This is a genomic window from Paracoccus sp. T5 (genome assembly GCF_048538155.2).
Lineage (GTDB): Bacteria > Pseudomonadota > Alphaproteobacteria > Rhodobacterales > Rhodobacteraceae > Paracoccus.
In genome coordinates this window covers 1,022,218-1,041,078 of the sequence record NZ_CM135809.1, presented here as the reverse complement: position 1 = coordinate 1,041,078, position 18,861 = coordinate 1,022,218, and the positions used below count along the sequence as shown (strand labels likewise).

Here is an 18,861-nt window from a genome sequence, read left to right as displayed (position 1 = left end):
CAATATTTCAATAGGTACCTGTCTCTCTCTTTGAGAATGCGCGTGCACGCGTATAGGGGAAAGGGGTCCTCTTGAAAGATTGAAGGATTTGAAGGATTCGGTTTTTCCCATTCGTTTCTGTGACTTGTCGGAATTTCGGCTTCAAGGGCCGCTTCAGGCGGATTGAAGGATCTCCGGTCACCCGCCCCACCGCGCCATCCGGTAGACCATGGCCTGCTTGGTCGAGGAGCCACGCATTCCGGTGGTGATGTCGCCGCTCTCGATCAGGGTCAGCAGGATGTCGTCGCGGTCGCGCGATTTCAGCCATTGGGAGGCACGGGTGATCTCGGACTTGGTGATCCCCTTGGGCCCAGCGGCGCGGACGATCTCCTTCAGACGCTTCAGATGCGCCTCGGTCTCGGTGTCCGCCACATGGCGCTCGACCGCCTCCATGGTGCGGCGCGCGTAATGGCGCACGAAGCCGATGGCCCAGTCCGCCGCGGTGATGTCGATCTCGGGGCGCACAGGGTCGCGCCCGACGGCGACGATGAGCGCCAGCTTCAGCGCGTTCTCTCCGATGCGGGCGAGAATGGCGGTGAAAGCGGTGCCGGCTGCTGCCCGCAGCTCCTCCGTCAGGGCGTCGCTGAGATCGGCGAACCTTGCCCTTGCCGCGTCGGACATTGGCACTGTCATCGGGCTCACGGCGGTGTTCTGATCGGCGGTCTTGCCGGTCAGGTTGCCCTTCACGGCCCCGCCGCCCTTGGCAACCAGCTGGAGCGCTTGGATCAGCGCGGGCGGCGCTTGCCGGATTCCCACGGCGAGGTTCTCGTCCGGATAGTCGTCATCACTCGGCAAGATCAGAAAGCGCGCAAGCGAGCCGTCGACCACATTCGCGCCCTGCAGCGCGCCCCAGAAATGCAGCGGCGTCGTGGTGCCATAGACGCAAAGGCAGGGCTGGTTGATGTCGCGCCGCTCATTGGTGCCGTCACGGTTCGCATATTCTGCCCCGAGGAAGATCCCGCCCGCGGCCGTGAACAGTTCGGTCATGTTGTCGAGGATCTCGGTGATGTGGCGCGGGCTGCGCTTGCGGTCGGCGGCGGCCGACAGGAACATCCCGAATTCGTCGATCTGGAACAGGATCGCGGGCTGCCGATGAAGCGCAGTCAAGAGCCCCGCGCCGGAGGCGATCTTGTTGCCGCCGAGATGGTGCGCGAGGCCTGCCTCGAAGAAGACCTCGTTGATGATCTCGCGGGCGTGGTTCTTGCCCGAGCCGCTGTCAGCGATCCCCACGACATAGAGGTTCGAGCGCAGGTTGCTGGTTGTGCGATACCGCCGCCCCATCAGCGCGCCGATGGCGCAGAGGCTGGCCCCGAGCGACAGAAGCGGTTGCGGGCGGCGGGCGGTGGCCAGCATATAGCCGGTCAGATCCCCGACGAGACCATCGGGGATGGTCAGGCTGAAGGCGGGCTTTTCCAGGGCGGTGACGCTCGGTGCGCTCCCTTCCAGCCGGGCCAGCAGATCTGCGGCCGGATGCGGGCCGTTCGGATCGAGGCTGCCATCGAGGCGCAAGGCGGCATCGGGCTGCCAGCCACGTTCCATGGCGAGGTGGTAGATCGTGCCCGCGCCGATCCGATCGGGCTTGAAGCTCGCCCAGGCGCGGGCCGTGGTCGCGGGCGCATCCTTGGCGGCCTGTGCCGACCAAGTGACAAAGACCTCGCCGCCCTCATCGCCAAGCGCCCCTTTCAGCGCCATGCCGATGCGCATCCAGCTGTCGTAATCGAGCTCGTCATTCGGCAGCCAGTCGAGCGCCGACCGGATGGCGGGCAAGGTGCCGATCTGCCCGTGGTTGCGCAGCACGGTGGCCGGTGCTGCCGAGCGCAGCCCACGCTGACGCAAGGCCTCGGGCAGGATCGCATAGGCTTCGTCGAGAAAGGCGGCCGCCGCTTCCGCCGTGATTTCCGGAAGGTCCCTGATATCGAGATCGGCCAGCCCCTCGTCGGGCCAGACATAGGGCGCGCCGGTATCGGGGTGGTCGGCATAGGCCAGAAACTGCTGCCCGAGGCAGAGCACCTCGAGCGGATGGCGTTTGATGCCCCGAAACGGCTCGGCCGTGCGATAGACCAGCATGCGCTTCGGGGCGCGGCCGATGCGCAGCGCGGGCGTGTCACCGAGGCGCGCCCTGGCCAACGCCTCGATCTGCAATGCCAGTTCGGCGTCCGCCGCGATATCGATATCGACCGCCGCCACCGCACCGCCGACGATGCCGATGCCGCAATTGGGCCAGGCAGCCCAGGTTGCGACCTCAACCTCCGTAGTCGGGCGTTCGGCGTGGCGGTTCCATTCCGGGTAATCGACCCAGCCGCCGCGCTGGAACCGGCCGGGCTTCTTGGTTCCCGGGCCGATCGGCAGGATGGCATAGCCATTGGTGACGAGCCGCGCGCCGAAGCGCGCCATCCAGGAGGTGTCGGCCATCAGAACGGCACCTCCGGCGCCATCGCGTCGAGCCGGTTGCGATCTTTCGCCGCCAGCGCACGCAGATGGTCGCAATAGCCGGTGACGACAGCATCGAGAAACCGGGCCCATTCCTCCTCGGACAGGGTCGCGAGGTCGGACTTGCCGATGGCTTCCAGATATTGGCCGCCCATCTGGCCGCCAAAGACCATGGCATCGGTCTCATTCGGGGTCGGATCGATCATGCCCTTCCTCCCATGGCAGAGGTCTTGGCAGGCACGGCTGCAGAGCCACTTGCGGCTGGCGTCACGCCGCGGTTCGGAGCGGCGAAACCCCGGCTCGAACCAGCCAAAGCCGCGAGGTTCCCGGTGGCAGACGGCGCAGAGGCCGGGGTCGGATGGGCGCATGGGGCGAACCTGTAACCGGAGATCTCAAGATAGCGGCCCGAGGGGCGGACCGAGATGTCGCTGGGGCGCGCAAGCCGGCTCGTCTGCGCGAGGGCCTCGGCCACGCTCAACGGCACGGGGCAGCCGGGCGCGCGCTTGCGCCACCACTCGGCCGCCTTCTGGCGGGCATAGCCCTGATGCTCGAGGCAGACCCATTCGCTGTGGGTGGCAAGGCCGCAGCAATAGGTCACCTTGAGCGACGGACGGCCGCCCGCCTTGTCGTGACGGCTGTAGGAAACGCCCGTGACCGGAAGCCATTGTTGCTTTGGCGAAAGCACCGGCAGCGTGGCGGCCGTCGGGGCGATTTTCACCTCGCGCTCCGGGAAGACATAGCCGCAATCCGGGCATTCCATAGCCGAGAGCGCGATGATGTTGTCGCAGTCCGGGCAGACCTTGGTCGGCGCTTCGCCCCCGCCGCCATCACCGGGGCGCTTGGGCCGCACCAGGTCGATCGGTCCGTGGCGACGGACATTGCCGGCGAAGTCCAGCACTAGGCAATTCTCCTTGCCCGGCGCGAGGCGGGTGCCGCGACCGACCATCTGCACATAGAGCCCGGCCGATTGCGTCGGGCGCAGGAGCGCGATCAGGTCGACGCCCGGCGCGTTGAAGCCGGTGGTCAGCACGCCCATCGAGGCGAGCGCCCGGATTTCGCCGCGCTTGAAGGCGGCAAGGATCGCATCGCGCTCGTCCTTCGGCGTGTCACCAAAGATCGTGCGGCAGCTGATGCCTTGGCGGCCGAATTCCTCCGCCACATGGCGCGCATGCTCGACGCCCGAGCAGAAGGCCAGCCAGGATTTGCGGTCGCGGCCATGCTCGATGATCTCGGTGACGGCCGCGCGGGTGATGGCGTCCTGATCGACCGCCGCCGCCAGATCGCGCGCAATGAAGTCGCCCGCGCGGGTGCCTACCTTGGAGACATCGAGCCGGGTTGCGGGCTGTTTCGAGACCAGAGGGCTCAGATAACTCGCATCGATCAGCTCGTGGACCGGGGCCTCATAGGCGATTTCGGTGAAGAGCGCGTTCTGCCCCTCGTGCAGCATTCCGCAATCGAGCCGGAACGGCGTGGCGGTCAGCCCGATCACCTTGAGCGCCGGGTTGATCGCCTTCAGCGCGTCGAGGAAGCGCCGATACATCGTGCTCGACTTGCCGGGGATCAGATGCGCCTCGTCGATCAGCACCAGATCGGTGTGGCCGATCTCGGCCGCGCGGCGGTGGATCGACTGGATGCCGGCGAAGAGGATCCGCGCCTGCGCCTCGCGCTTGCCGAGGCCCGCCGAATAGATGCCCGAGGGCGCATCGGGCCAGAGGCCGATCATCTCGGCATGGTTCTGGGCGATCAGCTCGCGGACATGGGTCACGATCAGGATGCGCTGATCGGGCCAGGCCTTCAGCACGCCCTCGATGAAGGACGCCATGACGAGCGACTTGCCGCCCGCGGTCGGAATGACCACCAGCGGATTGCCGGTGTGGGTCTGGAAATAGCCGTAGATCGCGGTGATCGCGGCCTGTTGATAGGGGCGCAGGGTCAGCATGGCGCGGCCTCCGGGGAACGGGCGTCGTTAGTCCAAGTCGAGCCATCGGCCATGCAGTAGGTGACGACATCGTCGCCCGCATCGATGACCTCGCCCGGGATGAGATCGGGGATGAAGAGATGGCGGCCGCAGGCCGTGCGTTGCTCGGCAGGCGCCAGCATCCGGTCATGCCGCGCGCAGTGCCAACCGCCGTCGACCGGCGTCGCATGCAGGCAGGACCGGCAGGTTACCGCCGCGCCACCGCCGTCATGGCAGGCCGCATGGTGATCGCAGAACCGGCATTCGAACCAGGCCGGGTCCTCACTGATCCGCGCGGGCGGATGCTGGGCGAAGATGATGCGCCCGGCCTTTTCCAGAAGACGCTCGGCCATGGCGCGGTCCGCCTCGATGCGCTCGACATGCAGCGCGTCGGTGTCCTTGCAGACCGCGACGTAGAGGGCGCGCGTGATGCCCGTCAGGTGCATGTAGATCTGCATCTGCGCGGCGTGCTGGGGCTTCGCCAGAACGACGCCCTTGGCAACCAATTCGCTGAAGCTCTTGACCGAGTGGGTCTTGAATTCCAGCACATGCCAGGTCTTGGGCGCCTCCAGGAGCCCGAGGGCCACGCCGTCGAGCGAGCCGCCGAAATGGCCGCCATGGGCCTCGACCCGGAACTGGCGGCCGGTTTCGGGGTCGACCTCGAGCACGGTCGCCCCGGTGGCACGCAGGTTGCGCACAAGCCGGTCCTCTTCCAACTGCCCAGTCTCGAAGAGGCGCAGCAGACGGCCGGAATGGCGCGCGGGCGTGATCCAGCGGAAATCATACCAGAGCGCCCGGGCGCAGGATTTGCCGATGATCGACGCCCCGAGGTGATCGCGGAAACCGTTACCCTGCCGAGCCTCGTAGTCCGCATAGATCGCCGTCAGCGTCGGCGTGGGGGCTTCGGGAAGCTCTGCCATCACAGGGCCTCCCGTTCGGTGCGGGCCTGGGCCTCGGCCAGAATGCTATCCCAGGTTTCGGGGTCATGGCGTTCGCGCAGGATGCCGATCAGCGCGTCCTTCAGCTTCTCGCGGCGACGGCGACCGGTGCCTTGGACCAACAGTTCCGCGCGCTCGCGGCACAGGTGGCGCAGAGCCGTGCGGGCCCTGTGGAACCAGTCCGGATCGATTGGCTTCTGGCCGCGCTGGCGGGCCAAATCGGCCGTCGCGATCTGCGTGCGGATCTTGGCGATGGCATCGTCGAGTTCGATCAGCCGCCGCTGGTCTTCAGGCAAGCCGGGGCTGTTCACGGCCACGGGGGCCGCGTTGGTCATGTCAGTCATGGGAATTTCCTCAGATGGAGTTGCGCGCTGCCCCGTCAGTCAGGGCGCAGGGCAGCGCGAAGGCTCAGCCCTTCTTGTTCCAGGGCGCGGAGGCCATTTTCGGCGGCACCGAAGAGCCGGCCAGATCGGGCGCGGGCTTCGCCGGACGGGCGGCCGGGGCCGAACCCCGCTCGGGCGGCAGATAGGCAATCGCGTTGCTCTCGCCGTAGCCGTTCTTCGGCGGCCGGATCTTCACCTGGATCGTCATGGGGATCAGGTGCAGCTCCTCGCTGTCGCTGACATGCATCCGGCCCGTGGCGTGGCAGATTGCCGAGAGAGTGCGCTGCGCGATTTCCACCGTCGTCGGGTTCGGGTTCACCAGGTTCAGCTGGTCGAAGATCTTCCGCCCCTTGTGCTCGCCCTCGAGGATGTCGAGCATCAGCCAGAGAAACTGGCCCATGCCGTTCTTTGTGACGCGCATCTCGCTCTCGACGATCTGGGCGCAGTATTTGCCGGCGGGCAGCAGCTCGTAGGCGGTGGTGGGCTCGACGCTGGTGGCGTCGAAGGACGTGTCGAAACGTGCCATGGTCTTGTCCTTATTCAGTTCATTGGGATTGGGGCATCGCCGCGAGGAACTCCGCCCACATCAGCGGCAGGGTGTCCGGCAGGCCGTAACGGTTCTTGGCGAGGAAGGCGGGGCGCTCTTCGGTGTGCATGACGCGCGCACCGGATCCGAGTGCCCGGGTCACCTTCTTGTTGAAGCCGACATCGGATTTCGCGACCGAGATCTGATAGTTGGCGAAGAGCACCACGTCCGAATGCTCCTGCAGCAGCGCCGAGGCGCGGGTCTGCAGCTTGATCACATAGCGGTCGTAGGGCTCGTGCTCGGGGCTGTCGAAGCGCTTGATGTCGGTATGGGCGATCTGGATGACCACCATGCCCTTGCGGTCGCGCAGCGCGTTGAGGCGGTCGAGATATTCGCGCCAGATGGTCAACGCCTCGGCATAGCCCTTCCCAAACCCCGGCGCCTCGATCGAGGCCCAGCCGTTGCGCTTGCAGGCCTCGGCCCAGATCAGCGGCTCCAGCCAGTCGACACTGTCGACGACCACCGTGCCGAAATCGTGGTCCTGGTTCAGAAGCGCATCAAGCGCCTCGGCCACCTCCGCATAACTGGTCGCGAGCGGGAAATGCGGGACCTGCAGCTTGCCCAGGCCATCCTCGGTCATGAGGAAGACAGGCCGGTCAGCATCGGCCGCGAAGGTCGATTTGCCCACCCCGGCCACGCCGTGGATCAGGATGCGCGGCGGGGTCAGCACCGAGGTCGTGCGCAGGGACGCGAGCGAAATGGCCATCAGCGCACCTCCTCGTTCAGCACGAGGCGGAACTTCGGCTTGCCGGTGCGGACGGTGCGCGCGGGCTCGAAGCCCTTGCGCCAGCTTTCCGGCAAAGCACCGTATTTGCGCTCGGGCACTGACAGCTTGGTTTCGATGAATTCCGACGGGTCCTCGCCCGCCGAGGCAATGATTTCAGCAATCTGCGCCAGCAACGCCTGATCCCAGTCGATGCGCTTGGGCAGTTCGGCGATCACGGTGACGCCGTCATCCTCGAACCGGATCGTGCCGGTGTCCTTGCCCGCCTCCTGGCGGGTGTCCTGGGCGCGGTCCGCGTATTTCAGGGAGATCGCGCCGTCGAGCCAGTCCGCGACCGACTTCGCCTGCGTCAGTTGCTCCTCCGCCGCGCCTTTCAACAGTGCGAGCTGATCGGCGGGCAGCGCCGCGATCTGGCCCACCGGCATGCGGTGGATATCGGCCAGGGTGATGTGGTTGGAGATCGTCATGTTCCGCCCCCTCACGCCGACATCGGACGATGGGGTTCGTGATCCACGCCGCGGATCTGCTCGGCCTCGAAGGCCTCGACATCCTCGAGCCGATAGATCACCCGGCCGCCGAGCTTGATAAATTTCGGGCCTTCGCCCGTCCACCGCCAGCGCTCCAGCGTGCGGTGCGAAATGTTCCAGCGAGCCGCCAGCTCGATCTGGGAAAGGTGCCTGGTCGCCATGTGAACCTCCTTGGGATTTCTGCGAACACTTGCGGGTTCAACATGGCGGAGGGGGTTGGAGGCGCTGGGGAGGCAGCCGGTAGGCAAACTGGGAGTTCGGAAAGATCTTCGCGCTGAAACAAAAAAGGCCGCCCTGAAGGACGGCCTTTTGGTCAAGCGTGGAACGATCTTATGGACCGCGGTAATCGAAAATCCACATCCAAGCGAACAGGCATTGAGGGAACGCTGCCCATTGGATCGATGCCGTCGGCCGCAAGGTGGTCAAGACGTTCTTTCTGTTTTTCACCCAATGCCCCGAACCAATCCGGATTGAAGAAAACATTCTCGACATGCTTCATCACAAACTGAAGGCATGCCGAGGCTCGTGTCTCGTCCGCCAGTTCTTCGAGCTGATCTGCGATGACCTTTCCGGGCGCACCGTCGATATTCCGCCAGGAAATGCAGATCATTGCGCTGGACTCACCCGCAAATGAAGAAACAAAAACCTGCTCGAGAAGCTCGTCTACGTATCCTTTTTGAAGTTCCGCGCCGTGGAGGTCAGTAAACGGCGACCACGCGCCTGCAAACATGAACGGAATAGGCGCCGCAAATTCAAAGATCAGCGAACTAAGCGTATCTGTCCGGGCGGCCACCAATGCTGCGGTTAATGCGTCATGAGTGGCCTTCAGATCGCGTCGGGCAGCTTCGTTGCCCGTGTCTATTTCATCAAGCATCTTCTGAAGCATGAACTGCTCAAAAGGTTGCATCCCCTTATCGGCGCCCCTCAACGTTTCGCGTAAGTGAGAGCCTGCATCTTTCCCATAGAGTTCTCGGCTCATGGTCCGATAAGCGACGGCAAGGCACTGGTCGGGGCGTCCGGTAAAGACTTCATTCTCGATGCAAGAAAAAATCTCCCGATCATGTTTGCTGCAAAAACCATGGAAAACGGACGCATCCTTGATGCCAATCCTCTTCACGGATAATTTGCCGCCGTTTTTATTCATATCAGGAATGCTGGCGCCGTATTGCAGCACATGCCCATTCTCGGCGATCTTGGCGAGATTCGGGCCCCGCGAAACAGTGTGTGCTTTGATCACGCCGCCTTCGCAATCTCCCAAGCCCACGTCGCGTGCCCAGCACTTCTTTTGGGAAAACGCCTTGCGATTTACATCTACCGCGGCCCAAGGATTTTCTTTTGGCTGAGCATCACGACCAAGGTGGCACTTCTTATACTTCTTGCCAGAGCCACACCAACATGGGGCGTTTCTCTCTCGGCCTTTCATTGCACGACTATCATGGGATCGGGACATGCCTTTATTTGTTGGGGTAATTGTCATCGGGCCATCTGCTCAGGTTGCAAAGATTGCTGCAAGGCGTGGCAGCAGGCAAGCCTGGCTTGAAATGATCATCGCGTTACCGGCCATGGTTGCGCGCGGCTGTACTGGGTCATGAAATGGTCCACCAAGGATCACGGCCAACAGTCTGAGAAATGCTATTTTCAAGCTTCAATCCAGCAATTTCCGTCGTCGAATTTGATGAACGCCTGCCAATCCTCGCGTCGGCCAAAGGCTTTCTTGAGCGAGTTCACCTGTCCGCCATAGCCTGCCTCTTCCAGCACGGCGGCCACCCGCAGAACCGGTGACCCGGTCCAGTAGGCGGCAAACATGATCTGGAGAAGTAGCCGCTGCTTGTCGCCGCCGAAGGTGAGGGTCGTGTCACCATGCCAAACGAGTCCGCAGTCATCCGAATGATCGATGGGAAATCGCCGCTGCGCTTGCCCGGGGAACACCCGTGCCCCGAGAACCTGTGGCGAGATCGCGAGCTTGGCCGGATCACCCGCAACATCTGCCACGTTGATGATGTGGTTGCGTTTCTGGGCGGTCGCCGGGATACGCTCGCCGGGTGTGGAGGTCAGGATGATGCGGATTTCCTGCGGTGGCTTGCGCCCGATCAGCGCCTCGAGCTGGGCCCAGACCCCCGGATCGCCAAGCCGCCGGGCGAACCACACGGGCACCGGGGCCTTCGCTCCGGCGAGCTTGATGGTTCCCACGTCCCAGACGAGATCCGTGACCAAGGGAGTCGGCCGCGAAGGCCCGGCACGCTCGAACGCCACCAGCATCTTGGCAAAGGCCAGACCGTAGTCGACCCTGCACGCCGCGATGTCCTGATGGGCGACCTTGACCCAGCGGCCGGTGCTGTCGTGATAGCCGAATGATTTCAGTTCGGCCGACCAGGTGGCCTCGAGCGGTTCATCCTCATAGTCATCCATCCCGACGACGACCGGGACATGCCCGCTCGGCACCAACAGCTTTGCCGCGATCAAAGCGTCGGTCGCGCTTCGCGAGAACTGGTGCAACGCCGATGTCTGGAGCGACATGCTGCGGGCTTCCATGGCCCGCAGCAGAAGGTCGATCGCACGCTTACTCAAGGATGTCGCCTTCGTCGTTGTCGTCTTTCAGGATGCCCCAGAGCCGCAAATACTTCTCGCCGATCAGGCGCTCTTGCGGCGTCATGTCCTTCAGGTTGCAGCCATGCGGCATGGTCACGGTCAGCGACAGCGACTTGCCCCGCCCGCCATCGGGGCCCGGGTGGAACTTGATGGTGAAGCGCGCACGGGTGACAACCCATTCCGCCGCGTCGCCGACGCCACCCAAGATCCGCGCGCCGCCACCGATGTCGAGGCCAATCCGGTGCTCCGCCATCTGCCAGATCGTCCGGTCGGCACCCGACATGGATTCGAGCGTGATGCGCTCCTTCGCATCGCCCAGATCCATCAGGCGCAATTCCTTGACGGTCACGCCGGCAATCCCGTCGGCCGGCTCAGTCGGGAAGTCGAAAGGCCGCAGCAGCATGCTGAGATCGTATTCGCGCAGCGGCAGCGACTGCTTTTCATCGAGGGTGATGCCCAGCAGGTCGCGCGCCATGTACCGGGTCAGATCGATCCGGTCCTCGCGCGTCTTTGCCACGACCTCGATCACCCCGGTCGCTGCCTCATAGGTCAGCGCCGCCTCGAAGACCGGCTTCACGATCCGACGCGACAGGGTGCTGTTGGCGTCGAAGCCCAGCATATCCTCGGGACGCCCCTCCCGGTAGACCGCGACTTGGACGAGTTCGCATTCCTCGCCCTCGAGGATCACCCGGTGGCGGTCGAAGATGTCGACATGGACGTTGGGGGTTTCGAACCGCGCGCGGATCGCGGCAGTGAAAGCCGCGAGCGAGACCGGGTCTTTCTTCACCGCGAGATCGGGATCGACGCCGAACCCGCTCCACGACCGCCCGCGGCGGCGCTCGTCATTGTAGCGCACCTCTTCGGCCAGGCGGAACCGGTCGTTCTCGTTGAGGAAAACCCAGAGCGAGCGGTTGTTGGCCCCCTCAAGCGTATCGAAGACCGCGCGGTTCACGACGACGTTCTGCAACGCGTTCTGGCCGGGCTCGTCCGCCAGAGCCGCCACGCGGGCCGCATCGAGAACGACGCGCTGCTTCTCGTCATCGGACATGGCATCGACGGCCTTGATCAGCGGCTCCACCACCTCGGGCTCGGGCTTCGTCCAGTCGATGGGCGCAAGCGAGGTGAACCCGCCAGCAGTGAAGTAATCCTGCAGACGGATCACGGGGGTCTTGCGGAGAAACGCGGCGATGGCGGTCATGAGAGCCCTTTCTTTGGCCGGGGAGGAGGACAGAATCGCGAAAATGCGATACGATGTTGTTCGATATATATCGAACAAATCGCCACGTCTACTTGCATGGAACAATCTTGTTCGGCATAGCGAACAAGCGTTCTCCAACCAAGGAAACCAAGGATGATACGATGACCACGTCCCTCGGCGCGAAGATCAAGCGTCACCGTCAGGAAAAGGGATATTCCCTCGACAAGCTCGCCGAGCTGACCGACTCCAGCAAGAGCTATCTTTGGGAACTCGAGAACCGCGATACGCGAAAACCGTCGGGCGAGAAGCTGACCCGCATCGCCCAGGCTCTGGAGGTCACGACCGACTACCTGCTGGATGACAGCGAGGAGCCCAGCGACGAGGTTCTGAAGGAGGCATTCTTCCGCAAGTTCAGCAAGCTCGCCCCCGAAGACCAGCAGAAAATCAACCAGATGATCGACATGTGGGGAAAGAAGGATTGAGTCTGCCGACGACGCCGAAGGGGTGGGCTATCCGCCTGACACAGATCCTGTCGATGGTCCAAGGAACCCATGGCCTTCCGCGGTTCCCCATCGATGTGGCCGCGCTCGCGCAGGATTTCTCGCGTCAGGTGTTTCCGGACGCGCCGATCACCATCGTGAAGGGGCTTGCGCTGTCCAAGGGCGTCGAAGGCATGCTGATGCCGCATCCCAGCGGCTCCGGCGAGTGGGGCGTTGTCTACAACGAGACCATCCGGTCGGCGGGGCGGCGCAACTTCACGCTGGCGCATGAGCTGGGGCACTACCTCCTGCACCGGCAGGCCAACCCGCGTGGGCTGGAATGTACCAGCCGCAACATGGCCGACTGGGACGAGGCTCGGAACAGGATCGAGGCAGAGGCGAACACATTCGCCTCCTACCTGCTGATGCCCCTCGACGATTTCCGCGAGCAGATCAAAGGCCGGATCATCGATATCGACGTGATGACCGAGCTCGCGGATCGGTATGCCGTCTCCCTGACGGCCGCGATCCTGAAATGGATGACCATCACCGACAAGCGCGCGATGATCGTGGTTGGCAAGGAGCGCTTCATCGACTGGGCCTGGTCTAGCGAGCCGCTGTTGAAGTCCGGGGTTTTCTACAGGGCACGGCAAGAGGTGATCGAATTGCCGCCCGCCTCGCTTGCCGCGCAAGAGGTGGACGGCGAAGAGGGGCGCTACGGCTGCCGCCATCCGGCTGGCATCTGGCTCGGCTCTGAACCGGTCCACGAGATGACCGTGTTCTCACCCAGCAATGATCAGATGACGATCTCGCTTCTGCTCTACCCCGACCGCGCCCCATCGCGATGGGAGATGGCGGAACTGGAGGAAGAGCCTGTCCTCGACAGCTTCGACAAGTTCATGGACGGCCGGACGAGTTGATTCGCCATAGCCGCCCGACCGAGAGATAAGCGAGGGGACATTTCAGCTACGTAGATTTTCGCCACGGTGCGCAGCGACCGCATGAGGTCGTAATAAATTGCTTTGCTTGATACTTTTCTGATTTCGCGACACATTTCGCCTATCACAACAGTCGCGAAAACCCGCCATGTCCATTCCCTCCGAAGACCCGGTTTCCGGGCCCAATCCTCTATGCCCTGAACGCATGTCCCCTGATGCTCGGCTTGCCGAGCTGGGGCGCATCCTCGCCGCAGGCGTCGTTCGCCTGAATGCCGGGAAGTCCAGTTCTTTATCGCCCGCCGACGGAGACAGTTCCGTGGACTACCCGCCCCGAAAGAGCGGTGGTCGTCGCAGGAAACGCATCCGCATCGGAGGAATTGATGAAGCATCACAGTAAGATAACGCCGCCCAAACCCGGGCAGGACGCACGCCTGGACCAAAGCGTCCTGTCGCGCATCGCCGCGCTCAAGGCCATGTCGGTGAAAGAGCTGAAGGCCGAATGGGAACGGCTCCTCGGCAGCGCCGCACCGAACAACAGCCGCGCCTTTCTCGAGGCCCGCATCGCCTATCGCCTGCAGGAACTGACCTATGGCGGGCCCGACCACGAGACCCGCCGCATGCTGGACCTGCTCGCCGACGAGGTCGAGGGCGTCTCCCGTCGCAAGAACCAGATCGCGGATCCCCGCAATCCGGTGGCAGGCACGCGGTTGATCCGGGAATGGAACGGGGTCGAGCACATCATCACCGTGCTGAAGGACGGTTTCGAGTGGCAGGGCCGCAAGTACAAATCGCTCTCCGGCATCGCGCGCGAAATCACCGGCGTGCGCTGGAACGGCTATCGCTTCTTCGGGCTGCAGGTCCGATCGCGGGAGGTTTGACCATGGACATGAACACGCGCCCCGGCCGCCGCCTGCGCTGCGCCATCTACACCCGCAAGTCGAGCGAAGAAGGGCTCGACATGGAATTCAACAGCCTCGACGCCCAGCGGGAGGCCTGCGAAGCCTATATCGCTAGCCAGAAATCCGAGGGCTGGGTCGCCACCCGCGACCGCTATGACGACGGCGGCTTCTCGGGCGGCAATCTGGACCGGCCGGGACTGAAACAGCTGCTGGCCGACATCGACGACGGGCTGATCGACGTGGTCGTGGTCTACAAGATCGACCGACTCAGCCGCGCCCTGATGGATTTCTCGAAGCTGGTCGAGGTCTTGGACCGTAACGGCGTCACCTTCGTCTCGGTCACGCAGTCCTTCAACACGACCACCTCGATGGGGCGGCTGACGCTGAACATCCTGCTCAGCTTCGCCCAGTTCGAGCGCGAGGTCATCGGCGAACGCATCCGGGACAAGGTCGCCGCCTCGCGCAAGCGCGGGATCTGGATGGGAGGCTATGTGCCGCTTGGCTACGATGTGCAAGACCGCAAGCTGGTGATCAACGAGGCTGAGGCCGCCTCGGTGCGCCGGGTCTTCGACCGGTTCGTCGAACTCGGCTCGGCCACGATGCTGGCGAAGGAGCTGCGGCGGGAGGGGTTTCGCAGCAAGCAGGGCACGTTGATCGACAAGGGCTACCTCTATAGGGTGCTCCGCAATCGCGTCTATCGCGGCGAGGCCGTCCACAAGGGCAAGGCCTATCCGGGCGAGCACGAGGCCATCGTCTCTGACAAGGTCTGGGATCAGGTCGACGCCATCCTGCAGGGCAACCGCCACGCCCGGTCCAGCAACAGCCGCATGCAGACGCCCGCGCCGCTGAAGGGCCTGATCTTCACCGACACCGGCGCGGCCATGACCCCGACCGCGACCAAGAAACGCGGCAAGCTCTACCGCTATTACGTGTCGATGGACGTGATCAAGAACCGCACGGCGGAGGACGATTGCGGTGGCGATCAAGCACCGGCCCGCCTGCCTGCGGGCATGGTCGAGGACGCCATCGTCACGGAGGTGCGGCGCATCCTGCAGACGCCCGAGGTGGTCACGCAGGTGCTGGCGGCGCTGAAGCGCGATCAGGTGTCCGAGGCCGAGGCCATCGCGGCGCTGCATGATTTCAACACCCTCTGGGCGCGACTTTTCCCGCTCGAGCAGGCGCGGATCGTCCAGCTTCTGGTCCGGCGCGTCACCGTCACCGCCGCCGGGCTCGAGGTTGACATCCGGCGCGAAGGCGTCGCGGGGGTCATCCGCGAGATGATCGCCCCGCGGGACATGGAGGCCGCCGAATGACCCGAAGCAACGACACCATCCGCGTGCTGATCCCCCTGAAGCTGCGCAAGAAGAACGGGCGGCCCAAGATAATGCCGCCCGCCGATTACAGCCCGAGCGAGGATCAGACGCAGGACCCGCACGTCCTGCGCGCCATCGGCCGGGCATGGGGTTGGCGGCGGCGCATGGAGGCAGGCGAGTTCGCCACGATCCAGGAACTGGCCGAGGCCGTTGGTCTGGCCGAGCGCCACGTCAGCCGCCAGCTGCGCCTCGCCTATCTGGCACCAGAGGTGCTGAAGCGCCTGACCTGCGGCCGCGAGGCGTCGGCGGTCAGCCTCTACGACCTGTGCTTTCTGGCAGGGGAGACATGGCAGGAGCAGGCTGAGCGGGTTTTCTAGAAAAAGAAAGTCAAGGTTTCCGCGAACTTCCTCCATCCGTGAAGTACCGAATGCTGTGACCCACGACAGTTCTCTGAACTGCCAAAGAGCTGGTCGACAGGCCATACTCAGGAGTGTCGGCCAATTCTCACTACTTGACGAAGTGCATCGGGCCAGATCATTTCATGTCTCATGAGCAGATACTATCAGACATTCGCACGGATCGGCGCGGGCCTAGCAGCCAATGCAATGCTTGTTTGGTTCTTGTGGCCCGGCGGGGCATGGCAGTTCGAACCTGAGCCGTTTTTCGCCTTTGGTGTTGCGGTGGTCGTCTGGGCATTTACCGAGTTTAAGTTGAGCGAGGAGGTGATCTATCGAGCATCTACGCCCAATGATATCCGGTTTGGCCGCGAGATCTTTGCTTATGGAACCTGGAACTTCCGAGAACTTTTGAAAGATCACGACTACCATCGTGGCATACACCCTAGATTTCTGACTGAAGCGTCGCTGTTGGTCAGCGAAACAGAGCTCGGAATTGCACATTTCCAGGATGGGCGGGTCCAGAAAAAATACTTAGACTTCTTCGAGCGCCTGAAGGCCTTTGTCGACTATTTTGGAATGCATTCATCTCCCGAGCGGTTTGGATCTGTGATGCTGCAGTCCGTCATTCCAGCCAACCAGTTTGATGAAATGAATGTAGCCCCGCATCATCAAGCTGAGATTAATGAAGTAAATCGACTAGCTACTGAAGCTTGGAAAGCCATGCGGCCTCTCATAACGGAGATTAAAGAACGAATTCCCGAAGTGTTCGACGAACAGATTAGGGGCGGTTGGATCAGGAGTCCCGAAGAGTAAAGAGCGTCGACGCGCGACATTCCGCAATTGACTCGTCTGACACCTGCGTCGCTGTCAGTGAAAACTCGCCTGAAAGGACGTCGCGGTCAGCGAGACATGCGCGTCCAGTGGCGGGCGCAGCTCAAATGCTTTCGGCTCGCGCGCGAAGTTCCAGATCCGGAACAGGGACCATTCCGAACGCCGCTCCTCAGCCACGGCCAGCTCGTTGCGGCTGATGTGAAAGGGTGTGCGTTCCCAGCCATTCGTCGTTTTCACCTCGATCAGGCGCGGGCGGCCATCCGTCGCGAAGCTGGCGATATCGTAGCCGACACCATCGCCATCCTCCTCCGACACCCACCTGACCTTGCGCGCAAGATCATCGCGGCCCGCTGATTTGAGGGCTTTACGTTCGTGCGCCAAGGCGCACTCCTCTCCGGCACGGCCGAGGGCGCGGTTTTGCTCGTCTCTCGCCGCGACATCGAATTTGCGGGCGATGTGCAGCATCTGCTCCAGCTCCTGCGGAGGCGGCTGGTTCGACAACGTGGGCGGCGGCCCGATCCAGATCGGCCGCGGCTCCGCGAGGCCAGTCGGCGCTCCTGCACCCGAATGGCGGCCGAGCCACGCCGAGTTCAGCGCCAGCCAGCGCGCCACGGCATCCACCAGCGTCATCTGGAAATTGAAGGCAGGCTTGTAGCCCGGGATCCAGTCCTCACCCAGCCCCTTCAGCACTGCGCTGATGTTCTGGTGCTTGAACTCGACCGATCCCTCGGAGCGTCCGTTCAACAGCGGCAGAAGTCCGCGCCGGTGCTCGGCCTTGTTGTAAGGGCGACCACAGACGTCGTCGGCCAGCATCGCGAAGTAATCCGCGACGATCAGGTCGTTTTCTTGATCTGTCCAGGCCCCGTTCGACATCGCGCCAGGCTAGGGGCGCAAACTGCGTTTGTCATCAGAGACTTCGCGCAAAACTACCAAGACATACCAACCACTACGCCGCCCGTGTCGCATCTCCGTCTGCTTTGAGACAAGCCGGAACCAGCGAAACACGGGCGCAACGCGATCCCGTCAGTTCATTGAATTGTATTGGTTTTTTGAATCCGTCTCACCAAGAGCGCAGGGCGGTTGGAAAGAGACGGTGGGCGTTCGGAGACCGATCTTGCGCAGTCGGCCAGTCTCCGAAGGGCGGATGGTCCCTGCAAACCCCTTTGGCACATAAAGAAAAAGGCCCCGCGAGGGACCTGTTTTCGGGTTTGCAATGTGCAAGTGGCGGAGCGAGAGGGATTCGAACCCTCGAGACGGTTCCCCGCCTACACACTTTCCAGGCGTGCGCCTTCGACCACTCGGCCACCGCTCCGTTGGGGCGGGTCTAGCCTGCGGCGGGCGGCTGTGCAAGCCGGTTGTCAGAGTTTGGAGATGCGCTTTTGCAACTCGGCCAGCTGGCGACGGATCTCGACCATGTCATGGTTGTCGTTGCCTGACGGGGCGGCATCCGTCGCCTTTGGCGCCTCCAGGTCCTCCGGCTCCGGACCGGAGGCACCGCCGCGCCAGCCGCCCATCATCGCCTTCAGGAACATCTGCTGCTGTCGCTGCAGCGCGTCGAAGCCGGGCATGTTGGCCATGGGGTTAGGGATGATGGACATGTTCTCCATCAGCTTGGACTGGCCTTCGCGCAGCATCTCGAAGCTGGCGGCCAGGAACTGCGGCACGACCGACCGTGCATTGCCGGCATAGCTGCGCACAAGATCGGTCAGCACGTCCAAGGGCAGCACGTTTTCGCCACGGCTTTCATGCTCGGCGATGATCTGCAGCAGATACTGGCGCGTCAGGTCGTCGCCCGACTTGAGGTCGACGATCTTCACCTCGCGGCCATCGCGGATGAAGGCGGCGATATCCTCGAGGGTCACATAATCGCTGGTCTCGGTGTTGTAGAGGCGGCGGCTGGCATAACGCTTGATCAGCAGCGGCGCAGTCGTTGCGGCCATCCTGGAGTCCTTGCAGTCGGTTTTGCCCATGATGAAAGCTGCAAAGTCAAAAGGCAAAGGAAAAAGCCCCTGCCGGACATGCAGAAGGGGCGGTCGAGCCGCCCCTTCGCAAACAGTCCTGTCAGTCGATCACTTCGCCGCGGCAGCGGTCGCGGTGGCCTTCTTGACGGCGGTCTGGGTGTCGCGGTTGGCCTTTTCGGCCACCTTCTGTGCGTCCGAGGCAATGTCCTTGCCAGCGGTCAGCATCAGGTCGACGGTGTCCATCTGGACCTTCTTGGCCACTTCGGCATAGGCCGCCATGTGCTCGGCAGCCAGTTCGGCCGAGGCCGACGCGAAGTCGCTCATCGCCTTGGCGTATTCCGACGGCTCTTCCTTGACGGCGGCCAGTTCGCCCATGCGGGTGATCGAGTCCTTGGCCCAGCGGGCCGAGATCTCGGTCGAACGCTCGGCGGCGGACAGCGCCACGCGGGCCAGCTTCTCGCCCAGCAGGTTCTGAGACTTCATCGCTTCCTGGAACGAGCTGGTGTCGATCGGGAAGTTCGCCATCATGTCCTGCATCGTCTTGGCGAAATCGGGGGTCTTTGCCATGTCAATCACTCCTCGTGCTGCAGCGATAAAGAGACTTGGGGAACCATCGCCGCTTCAATTCCATGCAGCCAATATGAATGCTGCACCGCAGCATTTCAAGTTTT

Annotated in this window: 21 protein-coding genes and 1 tRNA gene; 6 read left to right on the top strand and 16 right to left on the bottom strand. The window is 63.2% G+C overall.

All coding sequences use genetic code 11. From position 1 onward, the window contains the following. Window positions 1-177: 177 nt before the first annotated feature. From ACNR9W_RS05215 to ACNR9W_RS05160, 12 genes are all read right to left on the bottom strand, one after another. Complete coding sequence (locus ACNR9W_RS05215) at window positions 178-2,451, bottom strand: PriCT-2 domain-containing protein (protein WP_419271552.1); 2,274 nt, start codon at window positions 2,449-2,451, stop codon at window positions 178-180. Further along, the gene (locus tag ACNR9W_RS05210) at window positions 2,451-2,675 is read right to left on the bottom strand and encodes a DUF6511 domain-containing protein (RefSeq protein ID WP_419271553.1); all 225 of its coding nucleotides are present in this window, start codon (window positions 2,673-2,675) and stop codon (window positions 2,451-2,453) included. The genes ACNR9W_RS05215 and ACNR9W_RS05210 overlap by 1 nt, the downstream gene beginning before the upstream one ends. Continuing rightward, window positions 2,672-4,408, bottom strand: a complete 1,737-nt coding sequence (locus tag ACNR9W_RS05205) for a DEAD/DEAH box helicase (RefSeq protein WP_419271555.1) — start codon at window positions 4,406-4,408, stop codon at window positions 2,672-2,674. The genes ACNR9W_RS05210 and ACNR9W_RS05205 overlap by 4 nt, the downstream gene beginning before the upstream one ends. Continuing rightward, window positions 4,402-5,346 (bottom strand): PD-(D/E)XK nuclease family protein, encoded by a 945-nt coding sequence (locus tag ACNR9W_RS05200; RefSeq protein WP_419271557.1) that lies wholly within the window; start codon window positions 5,344-5,346, stop codon window positions 4,402-4,404. Before ACNR9W_RS05200 ends, ACNR9W_RS05205 begins: the two co-directional genes overlap by 7 nt. Further along, window positions 5,346-5,708: a hypothetical protein gene (locus tag ACNR9W_RS05195; RefSeq protein ID WP_419271559.1), complete on the bottom strand. Its 363-nt coding sequence runs from the start codon at window positions 5,706-5,708 to the stop codon at window positions 5,346-5,348. Before ACNR9W_RS05195 ends, ACNR9W_RS05200 begins: the two co-directional genes overlap by 1 nt. A 64-nt stretch (window positions 5,709-5,772) precedes the next feature. Then, complete coding sequence (locus tag ACNR9W_RS05190) at window positions 5,773-6,273, bottom strand: DUF669 domain-containing protein (RefSeq protein WP_419271560.1); 501 nt, start codon at window positions 6,271-6,273, stop codon at window positions 5,773-5,775. A 19-nt stretch (window positions 6,274-6,292) separates the two neighbouring features. Next, on the bottom strand, window positions 6,293-7,039 hold the full coding sequence (locus ACNR9W_RS05185) for an ATP-binding protein (protein ID WP_458478652.1): 747 nt from the start codon (window positions 7,037-7,039) through the stop codon (window positions 6,293-6,295). After that, the gene (locus tag ACNR9W_RS05180) at window positions 7,039-7,524 is read right to left on the bottom strand and encodes a hypothetical protein (protein WP_419271563.1); all 486 of its coding nucleotides are present in this window, start codon (window positions 7,522-7,524) and stop codon (window positions 7,039-7,041) included. The genes ACNR9W_RS05185 and ACNR9W_RS05180 overlap by 1 nt, the downstream gene beginning before the upstream one ends. Window positions 7,525-7,535: 11 nt before the next feature. Then, a complete protein-coding gene (locus ACNR9W_RS05175; protein WP_043869387.1) occupies window positions 7,536-7,745 on the bottom strand; it encodes a helix-turn-helix transcriptional regulator in 210 nt (69 codons plus the stop codon). Between the two features lie 152 nt (window positions 7,746-7,897). Next, window positions 7,898-9,061 (bottom strand): SEC-C domain-containing protein, encoded by a 1,164-nt coding sequence (locus ACNR9W_RS05170; protein ID WP_419271565.1) that lies wholly within the window; start codon window positions 9,059-9,061, stop codon window positions 7,898-7,900. Window positions 9,062-9,222: 161 nt separating this feature from the next. Next, the gene (locus ACNR9W_RS05165) at window positions 9,223-10,152 is read right to left on the bottom strand and encodes a hypothetical protein (protein WP_419271567.1); all 930 of its coding nucleotides are present in this window, start codon (window positions 10,150-10,152) and stop codon (window positions 9,223-9,225) included. Next, window positions 10,145-11,476: a hypothetical protein gene (locus ACNR9W_RS05160; RefSeq protein ID WP_458478651.1), complete on the bottom strand. Its 1,332-nt coding sequence runs from the start codon at window positions 11,474-11,476 to the stop codon at window positions 10,145-10,147. The genes ACNR9W_RS05165 and ACNR9W_RS05160 overlap by 8 nt, the downstream gene beginning before the upstream one ends. Window positions 11,477-11,532: 56 nt before the next feature. Here ACNR9W_RS05160 and ACNR9W_RS05155 point away from each other — a divergent pair, with 56 nt between their 5' ends. The 6 genes from ACNR9W_RS05155 (at window position 11,533) to ACNR9W_RS05130 (ending at window position 16,211) form a co-directional block, all read left to right on the top strand. Next, on the top strand, window positions 11,533-11,853 hold the full coding sequence (locus tag ACNR9W_RS05155) for a helix-turn-helix domain-containing protein (RefSeq protein ID WP_206892583.1): 321 nt from the start codon (window positions 11,533-11,535) through the stop codon (window positions 11,851-11,853). Further along, complete coding sequence (locus tag ACNR9W_RS05150) at window positions 11,850-12,770, top strand: ImmA/IrrE family metallo-endopeptidase (protein ID WP_458478650.1); 921 nt, start codon at window positions 11,850-11,852, stop codon at window positions 12,768-12,770. The genes ACNR9W_RS05155 and ACNR9W_RS05150 overlap by 4 nt, the downstream gene beginning before the upstream one ends. A 491-nt stretch (window positions 12,771-13,261) precedes the next feature. After that, entirely contained in the window at window positions 13,262-13,666 is a 405-nt protein-coding gene (locus tag ACNR9W_RS05145) for a DUF2924 domain-containing protein (protein ID WP_458478721.1), read from the top strand. 2 nt (window positions 13,667-13,668) lie between these two features. After that, complete coding sequence (locus tag ACNR9W_RS05140; protein ID WP_263740080.1) at window positions 13,669-15,000, top strand: recombinase family protein; 1,332 nt, start codon at window positions 13,669-13,671, stop codon at window positions 14,998-15,000. Next, complete coding sequence (locus tag ACNR9W_RS05135; protein WP_419270963.1) at window positions 14,997-15,377, top strand: hypothetical protein; 381 nt, start codon at window positions 14,997-14,999, stop codon at window positions 15,375-15,377. Before ACNR9W_RS05140 ends, ACNR9W_RS05135 begins: the two co-directional genes overlap by 4 nt. A gap of 171 nt (window positions 15,378-15,548) precedes the next feature. After that, window positions 15,549-16,211: a hypothetical protein gene (locus tag ACNR9W_RS05130; RefSeq protein WP_419270965.1), complete on the top strand. Its 663-nt coding sequence runs from the start codon at window positions 15,549-15,551 to the stop codon at window positions 16,209-16,211. Between the two features lie 54 nt (window positions 16,212-16,265). Here ACNR9W_RS05130 and ACNR9W_RS05125 read toward each other — a convergent pair whose 3' ends face one another. From ACNR9W_RS05125 to ACNR9W_RS05110, 4 genes are all read right to left on the bottom strand, one after another. Further along, on the bottom strand, window positions 16,266-17,102 hold the full coding sequence (locus tag ACNR9W_RS05125) for a protein NO VEIN domain-containing protein (RefSeq protein ID WP_419270967.1): 837 nt from the start codon (window positions 17,100-17,102) through the stop codon (window positions 16,266-16,268). A gap of 349 nt (window positions 17,103-17,451) precedes the next feature. Next, window positions 17,452-17,541: transfer RNA gene (locus tag ACNR9W_RS05120), tRNA-Ser, on the bottom strand. A 46-nt stretch (window positions 17,542-17,587) separates the two neighbouring features. Further along, window positions 17,588-18,169 carry a polyhydroxyalkanoate synthesis repressor PhaR gene (phaR, locus tag ACNR9W_RS05115; RefSeq protein ID WP_419270969.1) on the bottom strand — a complete coding sequence of 194 codons (582 nt, stop codon included), beginning with the start codon at window positions 18,167-18,169 and terminating at the stop codon, window positions 17,588-17,590. Window positions 18,170-18,298: 129 nt separating this feature from the next. Then, entirely contained in the window at window positions 18,299-18,757 is a 459-nt protein-coding gene (locus ACNR9W_RS05110; protein ID WP_419270970.1) for a Phasin, read from the bottom strand. Window positions 18,758-18,861: the final 104 nt, after the last annotated feature.

Bases quoted from the DNA above. Each gene is read 5' to 3' on its own strand.
- ACNR9W_RS05215 (WP_419271552.1), bottom strand. From the start codon at position 2,451: ATGGCCGACACCTCCTGGATGGCGCGCTTCGGCGCGCGGCTCGTCACC.
- ACNR9W_RS05210 (WP_419271553.1), bottom strand. From the start codon at position 2,675: ATGATCGATCCGACCCCGAATGAGACCGATGCCATGGTCTTTGGCGGC.
- ACNR9W_RS05205 (WP_419271555.1), bottom strand. From the start codon at position 4,408: ATGCTGACCCTGCGCCCCTATCAACAGGCCGCGATCACCGCGATCTAC.
- ACNR9W_RS05200 (WP_419271557.1), bottom strand. From the start codon at position 5,346: ATGGCAGAGCTTCCCGAAGCCCCCACGCCGACGCTGACGGCGATCTAT.
- ACNR9W_RS05195 (WP_419271559.1), bottom strand. From the start codon at position 5,708: ATGACTGACATGACCAACGCGGCCCCCGTGGCCGTGAACAGCCCCGGC.
- ACNR9W_RS05190 (WP_419271560.1), bottom strand. From the start codon at position 6,273: ATGGCACGTTTCGACACGTCCTTCGACGCCACCAGCGTCGAGCCCACC.
- ACNR9W_RS05185 (WP_458478652.1), bottom strand. From the start codon at position 7,039: ATGGCCATTTCGCTCGCGTCCCTGCGCACGACCTCGGTGCTGACCCCG.
- ACNR9W_RS05180 (WP_419271563.1), bottom strand. From the start codon at position 7,524: ATGACGATCTCCAACCACATCACCCTGGCCGATATCCACCGCATGCCG.
- ACNR9W_RS05175 (WP_043869387.1), bottom strand. From the start codon at position 7,745: ATGGCGACCAGGCACCTTTCCCAGATCGAGCTGGCGGCTCGCTGGAAC.
- ACNR9W_RS05170 (WP_419271565.1), bottom strand. From the start codon at position 9,061: ATGACAATTACCCCAACAAATAAAGGCATGTCCCGATCCCATGATAGT.
- ACNR9W_RS05155 (WP_206892583.1), top strand. From the start codon at position 11,533: ATGACCACGTCCCTCGGCGCGAAGATCAAGCGTCACCGTCAGGAAAAG.
- ACNR9W_RS05145 (WP_458478721.1), top strand. From the start codon at position 13,262: ATGTCGGTGAAAGAGCTGAAGGCCGAATGGGAACGGCTCCTCGGCAGC.
- ACNR9W_RS05140 (WP_263740080.1), top strand. From the start codon at position 13,669: ATGGACATGAACACGCGCCCCGGCCGCCGCCTGCGCTGCGCCATCTAC.
- ACNR9W_RS05135 (WP_419270963.1), top strand. From the start codon at position 14,997: ATGACCCGAAGCAACGACACCATCCGCGTGCTGATCCCCCTGAAGCTG.
- ACNR9W_RS05130 (WP_419270965.1), top strand. From the start codon at position 15,549: ATGAGCAGATACTATCAGACATTCGCACGGATCGGCGCGGGCCTAGCA.
- ACNR9W_RS05125 (WP_419270967.1), bottom strand. From the start codon at position 17,102: ATGTCGAACGGGGCCTGGACAGATCAAGAAAACGACCTGATCGTCGCG.
- phaR (WP_419270969.1), bottom strand. From the start codon at position 18,169: ATGGCCGCAACGACTGCGCCGCTGCTGATCAAGCGTTATGCCAGCCGC.
- ACNR9W_RS05110 (WP_419270970.1), bottom strand. From the start codon at position 18,757: ATGGCAAAGACCCCCGATTTCGCCAAGACGATGCAGGACATGATGGCG.